Source organism: Phocaeicola salanitronis DSM 18170, from assembly GCF_000190575.1.
Classification (GTDB): domain Bacteria; phylum Bacteroidota; class Bacteroidia; order Bacteroidales; family Bacteroidaceae; genus Phocaeicola; species Phocaeicola salanitronis.
Genome location: NC_015164.1, coordinates 391,620 through 406,569, shown reverse-complemented (window position 1 = coordinate 406,569; position 14,950 = coordinate 391,620). Strand labels below are relative to the sequence as shown.

Sequence of the window (14,950 nt, the reverse complement as noted above, 5' to 3'; positions counted from 1 at the left end):
TTTTCAGTGCCCTAAACCGAGTTTTGTTAATTAATTGGTTTTGAATTTAACATTGGCCGGCAGCCAAAGTGATTTTGCCAGGAACCATGTTAACATAATCCCTGCACCCGTTAAAGATGTTTTTGAAAAAAGTTCCGATGAAGTTCCAGACAGAACTGCCATGAGTAAGCACTCAATTTAGGGAATCCCCCTTTGAAAGGGCACTTTTGAGTGCCCTAAACCGAGTTTTGTTAATTAATTAGCTTTGAATTTAACATTGGCCGGTAGCCAAAGTGATTTTATCAGGAACCATGTTAACATAATCCCTGCACCCGTTAAAGATATTTTTGAAAAAAGTTCCGATGAAGTTCCAGACAGAACTGCCATGAAGCTTTACCGTTCCTATTACACTATGGTAAGTCGCAGCCATCTCAGCGCCTGCATCACTACCGTAATGAAGTGAATTGTTGCGTTGGGTAGTCAGCTTCCGGATGGTCCGTTCTGCCAGATTGTTGTCTATCGGAAGATCCCCATCGTCCAGAAAAGCAAATAGTTCCTTCCAAAACTTCTTCAAGTAATTAAGAGCTTCTGTATAATACTGGCTTCTGAATTCCGAATCCTTTGACAGTTCACTCTCCAACAGGCTGCGCAATTCTATCAGGTGTTCCTTCGTTTCCAGGCTTTGCCTTTCCCGCAGTCTCTCTTCCGGAGTAAGACCGGCTTCATCATAAATATGTTCTTTAGAAAAGAACCACTTTAAAAGCTTTGAAAAACGTTCGGCCAGCGGTTCGCCTCCTTGATTACCGGCTTTAACGAACTTATTATTCGCATGGGACATACAAACCTGATGGATAGTATCCTTAAACTGAGCCGATTTCAACTCATCACCGATAAAAACATAAGCATTGTAGCCGTCGGACATGATACTCTTCAATTCCGCATCACCCAGAAAATCCGTAAGCACCTCACGGCCGCGGGAGCCATCCTCATAGAAGAAAATGGCTGTTTTCTGAGCCTTGTTGACCAATACCCAGATATAACACTTCTTATAACGGTCATATTTGCGCACCTTGCACCAGGTCTCATCGCAGTTCACAACCGAGTCCTTTTCCAAGGCAACGGACTTCAATACACGAACCAGTTCATCAAGGTATTTCTTGCCTTTCTTAAGCCAGTTGCGTAAGGTGTTTTTAGAAATGGTCATTCCCATATCCGTCAGCCATTGGTGCAGAAGGCCGAAGGTCACATTCTTTACATAAACTTCATAGGCGATGGCCTGCAGAAATTCAGGAGTGGCTTTAGTCCCCTCAAACTTAGTTACCACCTCCGGATGGCCTTCAGAGGGGAAATAACCCCATTTCGGCTTTTTGCCAGGCTCTGCATAATGGACCATCTCAAAACATTCTTCCGTAAGGAAGGTACGGAAACTGAATACACGTACCATCCTTCTTTCAATGATACGTCCGGGAACCTTTGTCAGATCTGACGGATGCTCTACCACTTCTCCGGACACTCCCATCGTTTTATACCCGTCGGGACGATTGCCCAGGTCACGTTCCTTTTTGGGAAGGGCCGGCTCATTCCGGGATTCGTTATTGTCTACAGAATCCGTACGGAGTGTATCGTCCGTACCGTCATAATCATCTTTCTCCTTTTGCCGGTCAGAAGCACTCTTTTCTGCCTTGGAGTGTATCCTTTGACGCCTGTCTCCAAAACGTTCCTGATTGGCAAAATCAAGTCTTTCCTGAAAAGCCTTTGCCTTCCGTTCAGCCGATTGGCGAAGCTTGCGCTCTTCTGATAACCGGTTTTCCAAATCGGACTGTTTCGATTGCATGGAGGACACCTGATCCTTCAGTTCCTTCATCTGAACCATGAAATCCTCCAAGACAAGCTTCATGGCGTCATTTGTCAACCTGAGGTTCTGATTCTGCTCAGCAAGGTATTGTATGTACCGGTCTTTTTGATCGTCTGCCATACCTTCACTATAATTTATAGGGTTCCGTGAGTAGGTTTCCCTACTCAACAATTCCCTTTTTGAGTCTATTATATGTTGCAGTTCGATCATGTTGAAACCTTTGATTTACAGATATAAAGGTACTAAAATAATCGCAAAACCGCAAGCAAACAGACATATTAATTATCTGATTTTTAATGTTTTAACTATAGGGTTTTCCAGTATCAGGACCACATCTTTCCAGTCAATCCGATAAACGGTATCCGCCCCGTTCCGCTCCACTTTCATGAACTGGTAGCCCGCGACAAACTTCTTTTCGAACAGGCTGTATGAATGATTGTCAAATGAAAACATACGGACTATCCTTCGGTTTCGCGACATGACAATGAAGACATCCCCGTCACAGGGTTCCCGGTGAAGCCGTTCACGGATGATGGACAACACACGGCTGTGCTTGCAACGCATGTCGGTAAAGTCACGCACATAATAAAAATGATTCAGGCCGGTAACACTCAGCATAGACCCTCCAGCTTCTCTATCATCCGGACTAAATCCTGATAGCTTAAATTCTTTTGGGACAAGTGTAACCCATTACTGATACGGATGTCAATCCATATACGGACGGGATTGTCATTGCAGCCTTTTGATAAAGGTTTAGGCCGGTCACCAGTCTTAGTCTTTTCTTCATGGGCAATCTCAGGAGCACCATCAACCTGGACTTCAACTACTTTTTTGCGGGTATCCTTAAACCATTTCTGAAAAATGTTATAAGGGACTTTGTTCTTGACACAAAACGATTGGAGAGACTCTCCATGAGGCAAAGCCTCCGTCTGGTACTGAAAGTAAAACCTTTCAAGATCTTCACTGCTATACATAATTCTATAAATTTGGTTGGCAGCGAAGTTACCCATTTCAATCAATAGCCATTTTTTGACTGCTTACCTAAAAATTGTAACTTTATGTAGCACTCATGTATGTTTTAACCTATCCTCTTTTCATGCTATGATATTCATTTATACGATATATAATATTTAAACATACGTGTAAAAATATTATCAACCATACATATTAATAAAATTCGAGAAAAATAATTATCAGAACCGTCATCGTCTTTGATTAAATCATCTAATTGGGGTACATTATTCTGATACGAAAGTAGATTGTGAGCACACCTATTGCGATGTCTATATAATTTGTCAAATGATTCATTTAAAATATTATCACCACCAAAAATTCCTTTATCTGTAAAATAACCGTTAACTCTATATTGTATATTTTTTGAAAAGTCAATAAATCGTGAATATTCACGTGGCAACCATTTCTTAAATATAGTTGCTTCAAATTTAAATTTCAATCTTTCTTTTATCTCAGAAATTTGTCTATTTGTTTCATCTTCACTTGGGAAAGGGTATGTATGTCCTTTCTTTTCCAAAATCTTCTTTAAAACATTATATACCTTATCTTTATCTTCTAATCGAGAACATTCACCTACATTAATAGATCCATTTAGATACTTATATCTAAATTCAAAATCATCACTTGCTATTTCCCATAGGATGCATTTGAGTTTTTGTTCTTGATATCCCGTTAGTCGTAAAAAAACACTTTGTAAAATATATTCACATAGTGGATAATGTGCAATATTCTGATCTATTCCAGAAGATGACATTATGGCATCATCTAGAATTTCAAATATATCTGATATAATAAAGTCTGTATGCATATATATTACGCTAAATAGTTTTTAAAAATACCTATAGATGCATTTATTCGTTCTCGTAAATATTTCAGCGATGCAGGAGATTTTGCATGTGAAGGATTTCCCTTAAATTTTCTTATCTTATCTTCCAATTTTACTTTCAATTCTGCAATTTTTTCATTATTCAATTGTTCCTTTTTTATCAATACCCAATAAATAAGACCAAGCATATATATATCTACGTCAATGATGCTGGATAGGTCTTGGGGCATAGATAATTTTATCCATTCTGCTTTTAATTCATTCATTTTCGCCTCAATCTCTGCCTTAGGTATTATATCGTTTATGTTTTTAAATATGCCTGATGCAGAATCTGGATCTACAGTGTCTGATATGAAAATCTCATAATAAATTTCGCTTTTTGTTTTATATCCTTTCATCACTTTGGATGAATCATTATTTTTTGAATAATCTAAAACAAGTGCAAGTAATCTAAGAAAATCTATAGGCTGGGGATCTGCTCCAAATTGTTTTACAAGTATGTTTTGAGCAAATTCTGGCGCAAATAATGGAACGTACGCTTTATTAAGATAATAGAGAGATTTTCTACTTTCTGTTTTTAATAAGTTAGTACCACCGATATTGACATTTCTGAATATCGTCGAAAAAAATCTATGCCGAGCATCTTCTAAAGTTTCAGTATGAGGAATTATATAAGAGAAACCTAAATAATGCTTTTTAAGGAATTCATCATTAACCCAATGGGTTCCTAAAGTCTCATAATCGTGATTATCTATCAAGGCTTTTTTGATTTCATTGATATTAGTTCCTAATTCTTTAAGTGTATTTATGGTCCATTCGAAATAATGTTCTTCTTCAAGCTCGTCATCCTCATTATCACCTTCAACCTTTACTGTTTTTTTATATCTTCTTTCATTTGGCACAATATTTAGATAGGCTAAAGCAATTGAAGTTAAACGTTGTTGTCCATCTATGATGATATTTTTATCATTAAGTTTACCAATTGTTACTGGTGGAACAAATTCATCTCTGCTAATTGAATTTATAAGATTTTTAATCTGCTCCTTACTCCAAACAAAAGAACGTTGATATTCTGGAAGTACTATGCCTCCAGATACAAGTTGCTTAAGCCAATAGTCTAAAGTAAACTCACCATAATGCACTCTATTTTTCATTTTCCAAATCTTAAGTATATAAATGAATATTATTAATTATCAAAAGAAAATTGTGTAAATCATATAATATTGTCGAAACATTTGTTATTCCCATCCTTAAGTCCGTCGTTTTTATTTCATGGTGGAAAAGCATCCGAAAATATCCTTGGCAAGAGCTGCGTGCAGACGATAGTAGTTATTCAAGTCATCATTAAGAAACAGATTGCTATAGTCCTTGAGCCATTCACCATTACAGCAAAATCCATAGCTGTCAGAGCCACGAAAGGATTCGAAACTCAGCTCTCCAATTAGTTTTGGCTCTTTCTGCCAATCAAAATCAACAAATACGTAGAGTCTTTTCATACTTTATTCTTTTTTGGATGCTCTTTCTCGTTTCTTAAGGCTCAAATCCTGCAATGCTTTTCCTATTACATCTTCCTTTGCAAGTAGAAGAATATCATCATCCAGCTGAAGCGCATAAAGCACCCTGAGATAAATACCTATCGCCACAGTCGGTACGCCTTTCTCGATGCGTGAAACCGTAAGAGGCGAACAGGTGGCGCGTTCGGCAATCTGCGCGATACTGAGATTCCTGCGCAGTCTGGCCAGCCTGATCTGCTCACCCACAATTTGCATCTTCTGCCCCAATTTCCTTGGCAACTTGGTACCCATCGTACTCTTCGTCATAGCTCAACATATCATATAATATGCAAATATAGCGGTTTTACTTTATTTTATGATAGGTTACAAAAATAAATTTTAGAATTTACTCTTACCTGAATCTGCCTTGGCCACATTATTGAACGTTGAAATATTAAATGCTATTATATTATTCGTAGAGTTCGTATTTCACCTATAACAAATAATATATTGTTTCTTGCCAGAAAACGAAACCCATTATGATTGTACAACTTTTATCCAGATATTTATGTATAGACAACACCAATCAGCAAAATACTACAATAAATGTATATACACTTTTTGTAGCAACAATTTTTGTAGTTACATTTTTGTGCTATATTAGCACTACAATTAAAAATAGAGTGATATGGAAGTTCCTTTTATTTATGGAAAAATCACTACTGGAAAAGATTTTTGTGATCGTGAGAAAGAAACGACTTACTTGGTCCAGTACTTCACATCGTTAATCAATACCATTATTATCTCTCCTCGCGGCTGGGGTAAAAGTTCGCTTGTAAATAAGGCTGCAAAGTTAGCAATGGCGCAGGACTGTAACCTCCGAATCTGTCATATCGACCTTTTCAATGTACGTAACGAGGAGCATTTCTATTCGCTGCTCGCCCAGAAAGTAATTGCCGCCACTTCCACAAAATGGGAGGAAGCAATCGAGAGCGCGAAGAGTTTCTTTTCACACCTTGTTCCCAAGATTTCAATCGGTACAGACCCTACTAACGAGGTTTCAATCGACTTTGATTGGGAGGAGGTAAAGCGCAACCCTGATGAAGTGCTCGATCTTGCTGAAAAGATTGCCAAGAAGAAGGGCCTGAAAATCGTTATTTGCGTAGATGAGTTCCAAAATATCGCAGAATTTACAGACCCAGACTATTTCCAGAAAAAATTGCGTTCATATTGGCAGCTGCATCAAAGTGTGGCCTATTGTCTTTATGGTAGCAAGCGCCACATGATGATGGAAGTGTTTACCGACTCATCCAAACCCTTCTACAAGTTCGGCAATCTGATGTTTCTCAATAAAATTGACACGCCTTGCCTTGTAGAATTTTTCAAGAGTCGTTTCGCTGATACCGGCAAAAACATCGACGATGAAGCAAGCCATTTGATTGCAAAGCTCGTAGATAATCATCCATACTACGCACAGCAGTTGGCACAGCTTTCATGGCTCAGAACAAAGGATGTATGTACCGTTGAGATCGTACGTGAGGTGCACACAGCATTGGTGGAGCAGTTAAGTCTGTTGTTTGTAACAATTACCGAAACACAGACCACACAGCAACTAAACTACCTCAAGGTTCTTATAGCTGGAGAAAAGGCCATTAGTTCGACCGAAGTGATGCATCGCTATCAAATCTCTTCAACGACCTCAATATCCCGTTCAAAGGCTGCCCTTATCAAGAATGATATATTGGATAATAAGGCCGGTGAAATCTCGTTTCAGGACCCGATTTATGCCTATTGGTTGAAGACTGAGTACTTTGCAAAATAATAAGACTATGAATAAGTGTAACCGTACTTGGATTGCTTTCGCCAATAAGAAAAAATACCTTAGGCTTTATTTCTTGAATAAAGCTTAATGTTGTATTATCCTATTCTTACCATCCCTGCCAACTGCACGAAATAATCATTTGACCAAATATCAAGTTCTTTTGGATTGCGGACGAAAGGCAATACATCTTCTTTCACTTGTTTTATATCAGCTGAAGAGAGACGCTCAATGAGTTTCTCCTTGAATAACTCTGGAGTGATATCCTCATTGTTGAACTGCTTGCATCGTTCTGCCAAATGAGCAAAATCAAGTGGAACATTATGGCGTACATACCATTCAAAGTCGTACCAATCACGACCTTTTACTCTGTTCTTCCACGCACGATATACTAAGGCGTGCATCTTGCCTGCAAACAAGTCGGGAAGTGTAAAACAACGGGTCATAAATGAATATGGTTGAAGCAATAGCTTCTGTTCCGTCTTGAAGTTCAACGGTGGGCAAGTATCTACTTCTATCTTTATCTTTATAGATTTCTCTGTCTGGAAAGTCACATCATACACATCGGTATTATCTTTAAGAAATGCCGATTCGACCTTTCCGAAATTCCTCTTGTCTTTTTTCTTTATTTCAACCTCACGGCCTACCATTGTGAAAGCATCAACGATAGCAGGAAAGTATTTCGTAAAATCGAACTTATCATCTTGCGTAAGCAATGAAAAATCCATATCCTCACTGAAACGCTGTAAGCCATGAAAGATTCTCAAGCAAGTTCCACCATAGAAAGCCGCCGACTCAAAAAAGCCTCCGGCATACAAGCCAGCAAGTATCACTTGTTGGTTCACTTCAAATATAGCGTTTCTCTTCTGTTGCTCTGTTGTTAAATCATAACGGGAGAGCATATTGTCGAATATTTCATTTTTCATCGTCTTAAGAATTTTAAAAGTGTCGAAATTGAATCGGCCTTTTTGCCAACTTTTATGTAGTCTTCGAATATGGTTTTATCCATCTTATTGAACTCATCCATATCCATACGAATATCCTGTTCAAGATATGTTTCCACATCTTTCATATAGCGAAGATTGACCTGCGAGGAATTGGCAATCAAATCACACAAAGCCTTTTCCGGTGATGCAATAAGAAAAGCATAATTATCCTTATACATACTCCTTACTCCTATTGGAAATGCTATTTTTGAGATATGTTTGTAGTCATAACAGCCGACCGGAGTTTGAAAGCTACGCGAATGCTTTACCGTCATTGACTGATGAACATATACAGCCTCGGGGATAAGTCCATAATATCGTAGTGCAGTAGACATTGAAATATACGAAGGTGTATAGAGATGATTGGCTATCAACTCACTCGATAGAGTCTTTCCTGAATATTCGGGGTTGATCACATAAAGTCCTCGCTTAAGTCTGATGATAACCCCTTGCTTTTCGAGCCAGGTTACTTTCTTATTAGCAGACTTAAGTTCCGGATATAACGATTCAATGATTGAAGTCGTTACTGGAATGGTTCCTATTTCATTTAATTGCCTGTCCATACTGCAAATATAGTGATAATTTGAACAATAAAAGAAATAATACTTCTTTTTCTGTTCAAATTATTACTGCTTATACAATCTTAAGAAATAGCGATTTCTGTCACATAAGTCTATTGTTTGTAACAATTACCGAAACATTGACCACACAGCAACTGAACTACCTCTAGGCTTTTATGGTCGGTGAAATCTCGTTTCAGGACCCGATTTATGCCTATTAAATGAAGACTGAATACTTCGCAAAATAATCATAATGTCCCGCTCGGTTTCAGGGCCATTTTTGTACCTTTTCTCATCAAAAATCGGCATTTTTCACAAGTTTTTGTACCGCACATTTTGATATTCAAGAAATTACACTTATTTTTACTTTCCAAAATGGAGGCACAAGCCGAGAATGGTGCTAAAAATCACTAACTTACACATTCTCAGACACTTGCCAACCTGTTGGTTGTACCTTTTAGAGCGCTATACTGTTGATAATCAACGATGTACACATACTGCATCGGGAAGTAAGATTGAATTTGGGTACAAATAGAAACGAGCGCAAATAAACACAATAAATAGGATGAACGAACAGAAACTGACAAAATATCTCGCTTCTTATAAAGAATGGCTGACTCAAAATCCGTCAGCAGCCAATGAGGCAAAACAAGAACAGATGGAAGCACAGCAAAAAGCTCATGTTTTCACCAAAGAGCGGCTTCTTTCCCTGACGGAAGATGACTTGTTTGAATATCTCTCGCCACTATGGGCCATGGCGATGTGGGGCAATAAGCATTATCAGATTGATAATATCATAGAAGCCAACGGGATTGAATTGCTCCGTAAACAATTCGCCAATTTGATTTATGGAGAAGCCGACATTGAAAAGCGATGGGATGATTTTCGTTCAAAGATTAAAGGTATTGGTCCGGCTATTATGAGCGAGCTGTTATGCAAAACTTATCCCGCACAATATCTACTCTGGAATAAAAAGACATACACCGGATTTAAAACTTTGAACATTAATAACCTCCCACGCTATGAGGCAAGATTGGACGGGAAAATGTACGCACAGTTATCCGGCATCGGACGAGAATTGCTGGCGAAGTCTCAGGAATACGGATATAATGAAATCTGCGATTTGTTGGCGTTAAATTCTTTTATATGGAATGAGTTACAAGACGATTCTATAGATTGCACCATTTCCGACAAGGAAGAAGAACTTATTGCCACGAGCAAAAAAGATGCGACTTTCATCCACAATGACATCCGGGACAAAGTGGCAGAAATCGGTCATTGCCTAGGTTTCCGGGCTGAGGTTGAAAAGAAAGTTGCCGCAGGCGCGGTGGTCGATGCAATATGGGAAGTCACCATTGGGAACATGGGGCGCGTGATTTATGTGTTTGAAGTTCAAACTTCCGGCTCTATCGACAGCTTGATACTAAACTTAATGAAAGCCAAGAACAACAAAGCGGTTCAAGGCATTGTCGCCGTCACAGACCAAAAACAGATTGAACGGATTAAAAAAGAGATAGAATCGCTCCCCATAAAAGAGGAAGTGAAATTTTGGGATTACACAGAGGTGCTAAGGATACATGAAGCCTTGCAGTTCGTAAATGAATCCATTAATCGGCTTGGACTTGTTCCAAATGGGTTGTGATAAAAGATGATACAAAAGCTATACGATGAAAGATATTGATAAAAAACTGATAGAAACCATCAGCCGATACACGGCTTCGGGGATTGAGCAACAGGTGGATTATGAAAAATTCTACCTCTATTCGCTTATCACGCACTCAACCGCCATTGAAGGCTCTACCGTAACAGAGGTGGAAAACCAATTGTTGTTCGATGAAGGTATTGCTGCCAAAGGCAGAAGCCTTGTTGAGCAGATGATGAATGTGGACCTTAAAAATGCTTATCTTTTCGGTTTTGAATGGGCAAAAACATCCAAATCCTATACAGTCAATTTTTTATGCGAGTTGGCAGCTAAAGTCATGCGACGTACGGGTTCGGAATACTCCACAATGGGCGGCAACTTTGATTCCTCAAACGGTGAGCTGCGTCGATGCAACGTAAGTGCAGGCATTGGAGGAAGAAGTTATATGGCATTTCAGAAAGTTCCACAAGCCACCGCTGATTTTTGCCAATGGCTGAACGATGCACTTGTTTCTGTAGATAGAAATAATATGGCGACCTGCTATCGTCTGAGTTTCGAAGCTCATTTTCGTCTGGTAACCATTCATCCGTGGGTGGACGGCAATGGGCGCACCACAAGGCTTCTGATGAACATCATACAAAGACAGTTAGGACTCATCCCTTCCATCGTAACGAAAGATGCTAAGGGTGAATATATTCAAGCCTTGATTGATAGCCGTGAGCAAGAAGACAGCACGATTATCCAAGATATCATGCTTGCCCAGCATATCACCAACCTTGAAAGTAGGATTTTACAGTATCAGCAAAGCATAAATGATACTGTAAACAGTGAAAGTGATACTGTAAATGATACTGCAACGCGGCTTATTACCCTGATTAAGGCACATCCGGAATATACCTACGATGAATATGCCAAAGCACTGAACATTGGTCGGGCTACCGTAGCACGTCACATCAAAAAATTGAATGGAACGATAATCAAGCGTATCGGATCGGACAAAGACGGGCATTGGGAATTTATAAAAGAACAATGATGACCAAGAAAATACTTTTCTTACATGGTTTCTTCGCTTCGGGCAGTTGTATACCTGCCCAAGCATTGCGGCAGGCATTTACGGGCGAGGCAGAAGTCCTCACGCCTGACCTACCCTTGCATCCGAAAGAGGCATTGGCATTTATTGAGAACATCTGTAAGCAAGAAAAGCCATGTGTGCTGGTTGGCAACAGCAATGGAGCATTCTTAGCATTGCGCAAGACATATTACTTTGTCTTACTCATTGAAAACAAGGGACTTACAAAGATTGTCAGCTTGACAGGTAACGATTTGGAAACCAGCGGGCTTCTCTATTCTGCAATGTTCTGCATCAATCAAAAGAACGCTTTTCTTATTTGCAAAAGTAGTGTTTTTATCCCTTATTACCAAAGTTATTCTTCTGAAAAATAGAGAAAATCAAACATCTTTTCATTATTGCCATTAGTTGCTCATCTTGGTGATGAAAAATCAGTAGCACTGCACCCGCGTTTAAATTCATACTGTTCCTCAATTGTATTTAAGCTTTTCTGTTGACGGATTAGTCTGTTGGAAGGTTTGCCTGTCTGCCAGTGTGCCGGTAGGCAGGTAAGCTGGCGGGCCAGTCGGCAGGCAAGCAGGACGGCAGGCAGGTTGGAACGCGAGCTGGTTTGCAGGCCAGTGTGTGTATGTCCATACGCTTTTGTTTATTGCACCATTCTTTTGTTGCTTTATTACTACGTTGATAGACGGATGTATTTTGTACCACCGATTTATATCATTCAAACTCCACCTCTCTAAAGCCACAATCCATTGCTGATACCTTTATTTGAAGTTTCGCTGTTGTAAACCTGCACAACAACACGACAGCAAACCAGCATATCATTGAAACCATGTTGCTTCCTATCTGCATTGAATTACTTTCTTGGTTGTCGGGTTCTGTTCTTCATTGTTTTAGCAAACCATTGGTTCGCTGAGCTTGTAAACAAGCGAGGCTGTATTTGCCCAAAATAGCATTTCCTTATTGGTCTAATGTCTGTTTTGGCTGTGATTGGCACATATCAACATCGAATTGACACTATTGTCTGTTTCTCAGAAGGATGAAAATCCGGCTTTGTTCTCTGTAAGCTCAATAAAGTGCAGGCTTGCACACCGCCCTCATTCCCTTTCTTCTTTTGGGCAGTTTGGGCATCGGGAAACGATGCTTTGAAAGCCGAAATTACAACACTTGTTCAAATCCGTTTATTGACGGATTTCTTGTGCTCTCAAAAGCACAGCAAGGTGTCCTTCGAGTTACCCGAAGGCTTTTCGGTTACTGCCGAAAAGTGGCAGCAGCAAGGTATGTTTCGAGTTACTCGAAACCTTTCGGGTTACTCCCCGAAAGCCTTGCCGCTGGTTGCACCTCCGAAGTCGGGCAACCTGAATAACGGATGACACTAATTCCTCCGTTTATTCCCAAACAATCTGACAAGAGACATTGGATGACAAGCTGATGTTTTTCTTATTCCTAACATTCTCATACAAATATGAGCCATCAGACCTATACACAAAAAGACAGACAACAGGCATATCTTAATTTTCTCAACAAGAGTGAATGGTTCTTTGGGATGTTGTATCGCATTTCTTAATGATTCCATATACAGACCAGATATTTCAAGTTAGGAACGGAGCTGTCCGAACGATGTCCATTCCGGAACATCAAGACACAGACAAAGACTACGGCAAAGGCTCAGACCGGATGTGCATCATGCAGGCATTAGCTACATCCGCCGTTTTTTTTATTTGACATACCTTGTACCTTCGTACTTTTCACACACAATAGGACTGACAGCTCCCGTTCCATCAAAGCCATGATTAGCTTCCATTGAGAAGCAGGTTCACAACACCTTGTTTTATTCTTCCAATTTATTCAATCTCTCATAAGTATCTTGCAAGGCTTCCGGCACCACAATCTTCAAGCGGGAAATACGTTCCCGTTCTTCCAATTGCCACTCTTTGTATTGGGTAAAAAGCTGCATGTGACGCTGTTTCTCCTGTTCCAATGCCTGCTTGAATTGCTGGATGTCCTCCAAGGTCTTCTTTTCCGCTTGTTTCTTGATGGCAAACTTCATCCTGTTCAGCTCACGTTCATTTTGGCGATGCCATTTCTGAAGTTCAAAGAACACGTCTTCCACCTTTTGCGGGTTTACGGATGGAGTATGCGCATAAATCAGCGTGTCTTTCCCATTGCCGTCCGTGCTATAAGGTTTCACCATTTTATTTTGCAATTCTTCACGGGCAGCAGAGAACGCGCCGCCCGGATGAATATATTTGCCAATGGTAGCGGCCACGGCTTCCAGTTGGAAATAACGGTTACGTTCTTTGATGTTCAGCAGCGAAATTATATCCGCTTCCTTGGTCTCTTCCGGATACTTCGGTTTGGAAGGGAGTTCAATCCCTTTGTCTGTACACCATTCCTCAAAAGTCTGGTTGGCAACCCGTTTCAGTTCCTTGTCTTTGGCTTTGACCGCTTCCCTCATCCAAGCGCAGAAAGCGTTCATAGAAGAAATTTCCTCCAAAAGCGGGCGCACTTGCTCCAACATTTTTTCATCATAGCCGATGTTGACGGTCTTGCCCGATTCGGAAGCAGAGCCTACAATATCGACTTTTGTAGTGACAAAGGTCAAATTTTTCAGTTTTGCCTCACAACCGGCTATGACTTCTTGTGCGATATCCGCCAGATGGGATGCCGAAGTAGAGGTCAATCCATGCTCGCTGAAAAAGATTTCGTTGGTTGTTTCCATTTTAATGATAATTAAAAGATTCTTATCCACCGTTCTTCTGACATGCCGCCACACGAGTGGACGATGTAATAAAGCACAACGGCCATAGCCAATCCGATTAATATGGCGGTAAATACCCTTCGTTTATTTATTGGCATTCCTACTCCGATTAAAAAAACGTTCCTGATTTTCATTCGACATCGCCTCCGTACCGCCATAGTATGTGATTTCCCAAAGCAATCCGGCAACCAACTCTTTCGGAGCGATTTTTACGTCTTCCCCTATTACGATTTCCATACCGACACTTTCTGCCCAATGTGAGTGATTCGAGAGGGGATAGCATAGTGCATTGTCTTCTTTTGCATAGACAGAACAGTTCATGTCCACCATTGGTATGCAACCCTCCCAACGATACCCCAAACGGATATAGTAAGGGGAATGCACCGGTTTTATCTCCTGTATCGAATGATAGATTTTTCGCCAGCCCTCCATGTCAAGTCGTGCGGCCTGTTCCGGCGCATTCCGTTGCCACAAAGTTTTGAACGCCGGGGCTATCTCGTCAAAACTGAATTGTTCCAATAAATCTTTGAATGTCATATTGCAAAAAATTAAAATTATTATATCCACAAATCTCCGTAATGGTCGATGAAGAGTTTCATGCCTTCACGGATGCGTTTCCGCTTCTCCGCATCTTCCTCGCTCCATTGGTCTGTACGCTGGTACTCCTCGAAAGCATAAATCATCTTGCGGATGATGTTCAGCCATTCCGCATAGCCTTTGTCTTCTCCATGCTTTTCAATGATGTTGCCCGGTGTACCGCCGTATGGCCCTTTTTCTGCCTTCAAGAAAGCCCGAAGATGGTTGGCGATAATCCTTGCCAAACGTGTGTCCAAAGACCATACGTCTTCATACGATACTTCCGCATATCCCTCGTGGCATTTGGCTTTCCACGCTTTTTCTTTCCATGCCGGTGTCTTGTTCATACCTTCTGTTTTTTGCAAAGGTA

At 40.2% G+C, this 14,950-nt stretch carries 14 protein-coding genes and 2 pseudogenes; 4 read left to right on the top strand and 12 right to left on the bottom strand.

Annotated elements, in window-relative coordinates; translation table 11 throughout:
• Nucleotides 1–250 precede the first annotated feature (250 nt).
• The 7 genes and pseudogenes from tnpC to BACSA_RS01775 form a co-directional block, all read right to left on the bottom strand.
• Nucleotides 251–2,044 (bottom strand): IS66 family transposase, encoded by a 1,794-nt coding sequence (gene tnpC / locus BACSA_RS01805; protein WP_013616419.1) that lies wholly within the window; start codon nucleotides 2,042–2,044, stop codon nucleotides 251–253.
• A 72-nt stretch (nucleotides 2,045–2,116) separates the two neighbouring features.
• The gene (gene tnpB, locus BACSA_RS01800; RefSeq protein ID WP_013616418.1) at nucleotides 2,117–2,452 is read right to left on the bottom strand and encodes an IS66 family insertion sequence element accessory protein TnpB; all 336 of its coding nucleotides are present in this window, start codon (nucleotides 2,450–2,452) and stop codon (nucleotides 2,117–2,119) included.
• Nucleotides 2,446–2,808: a hypothetical protein gene (locus tag BACSA_RS20385; protein ID WP_041584174.1), complete on the bottom strand. Its 363-nt coding sequence runs from the start codon at nucleotides 2,806–2,808 to the stop codon at nucleotides 2,446–2,448. The genes tnpB and BACSA_RS20385 overlap by 7 nt, the downstream gene beginning before the upstream one ends.
• A gap of 134 nt (nucleotides 2,809–2,942) precedes the next feature.
• Complete coding sequence (locus tag BACSA_RS01790) at nucleotides 2,943–3,656, bottom strand: hypothetical protein (RefSeq protein ID WP_013616416.1); 714 nt, start codon at nucleotides 3,654–3,656, stop codon at nucleotides 2,943–2,945.
• Nucleotides 3,657–3,661: 5 nt separating this feature from the next.
• Nucleotides 3,662–4,828, bottom strand: a complete 1,167-nt coding sequence (locus tag BACSA_RS01785) for a DUF262 domain-containing protein (protein WP_013616415.1) — start codon at nucleotides 4,826–4,828, stop codon at nucleotides 3,662–3,664.
• Between the two features lie 123 nt (nucleotides 4,829–4,951).
• Nucleotides 4,952–5,170, bottom strand: a pseudogene (locus BACSA_RS01780) (type II toxin-antitoxin system HipA family toxin); the annotation flags it as partial.
• A gap of 3 nt (nucleotides 5,171–5,173) precedes the next feature.
• Nucleotides 5,174–5,494, bottom strand: coding sequence for a helix-turn-helix domain-containing protein (locus BACSA_RS01775; RefSeq protein WP_013616413.1), 321 nt, complete (start codon nucleotides 5,492–5,494; stop codon nucleotides 5,174–5,176).
• A 361-nt stretch (nucleotides 5,495–5,855) separates the two neighbouring features.
• Between BACSA_RS01775 and BACSA_RS01770 the strand changes: the two genes are divergently transcribed.
• Entirely contained in the window at nucleotides 5,856–6,989 is a 1,134-nt protein-coding gene (locus BACSA_RS01770) for an AAA family ATPase (protein ID WP_013616412.1), read from the top strand.
• A gap of 95 nt (nucleotides 6,990–7,084) precedes the next feature.
• Here BACSA_RS01770 and BACSA_RS01765 read toward each other — a convergent pair whose 3' ends face one another.
• Together BACSA_RS01765 and BACSA_RS01760 are read right to left on the bottom strand one after the other, a co-directional pair.
• Entirely contained in the window at nucleotides 7,085–7,912 is an 828-nt protein-coding gene (locus BACSA_RS01765) for a nucleotidyl transferase AbiEii/AbiGii toxin family protein (protein ID WP_013616411.1), read from the bottom strand.
• Nucleotides 7,909–8,535 carry a type IV toxin-antitoxin system AbiEi family antitoxin domain-containing protein gene (locus BACSA_RS01760; protein WP_013616410.1) on the bottom strand — a complete coding sequence of 209 codons (627 nt, stop codon included), beginning with the start codon at nucleotides 8,533–8,535 and terminating at the stop codon, nucleotides 7,909–7,911. Before BACSA_RS01760 ends, BACSA_RS01765 begins: the two co-directional genes overlap by 4 nt.
• A 562-nt stretch (nucleotides 8,536–9,097) precedes the next feature.
• On the opposite strand from BACSA_RS01760, the gene BACSA_RS01755 reads away from it, so the two are divergent.
• The 3 genes and pseudogenes from BACSA_RS01755 to BACSA_RS01745 all read left to right on the top strand — a co-directional run.
• The gene (locus BACSA_RS01755; RefSeq protein WP_013616409.1) at nucleotides 9,098–10,174 is read left to right on the top strand and encodes a hypothetical protein; all 1,077 of its coding nucleotides are present in this window, start codon (nucleotides 9,098–9,100) and stop codon (nucleotides 10,172–10,174) included.
• A 25-nt stretch (nucleotides 10,175–10,199) separates the two neighbouring features.
• Nucleotides 10,200–11,207, top strand: coding sequence for a Fic family protein (locus BACSA_RS01750; protein WP_013616408.1), 1,008 nt, complete (start codon nucleotides 10,200–10,202; stop codon nucleotides 11,205–11,207).
• A pseudogene (locus BACSA_RS01745) lies at nucleotides 11,207–11,419 on the top strand (YqiA/YcfP family alpha/beta fold hydrolase); the annotation flags it as partial. The gene BACSA_RS01750 and the pseudogene BACSA_RS01745, both read left to right, overlap by 1 nt.
• 1,655 nt (nucleotides 11,420–13,074) lie before the next feature.
• Here BACSA_RS01745 and BACSA_RS01730 read toward each other — a convergent pair.
• The 3 genes from BACSA_RS01730 to BACSA_RS01720 all read right to left on the bottom strand — a co-directional run bounded on the left by BACSA_RS01730 (nucleotide 13,075) and on the right by BACSA_RS01720 (nucleotide 14,927).
• On the bottom strand, nucleotides 13,075–13,965 hold the full coding sequence (locus BACSA_RS01730; RefSeq protein ID WP_013616405.1) for a hypothetical protein: 891 nt from the start codon (nucleotides 13,963–13,965) through the stop codon (nucleotides 13,075–13,077).
• A gap of 123 nt (nucleotides 13,966–14,088) precedes the next feature.
• Nucleotides 14,089–14,541: a DUF6557 family protein gene (locus BACSA_RS01725; protein WP_013616404.1), complete on the bottom strand. Its 453-nt coding sequence runs from the start codon at nucleotides 14,539–14,541 to the stop codon at nucleotides 14,089–14,091.
• Between the two features lie 20 nt (nucleotides 14,542–14,561).
• The gene (locus BACSA_RS01720) at nucleotides 14,562–14,927 is read right to left on the bottom strand and encodes a hypothetical protein (protein ID WP_013616403.1); all 366 of its coding nucleotides are present in this window, start codon (nucleotides 14,925–14,927) and stop codon (nucleotides 14,562–14,564) included.
• Between the last annotated feature and the right edge of the window lie 23 nt (nucleotides 14,928–14,950).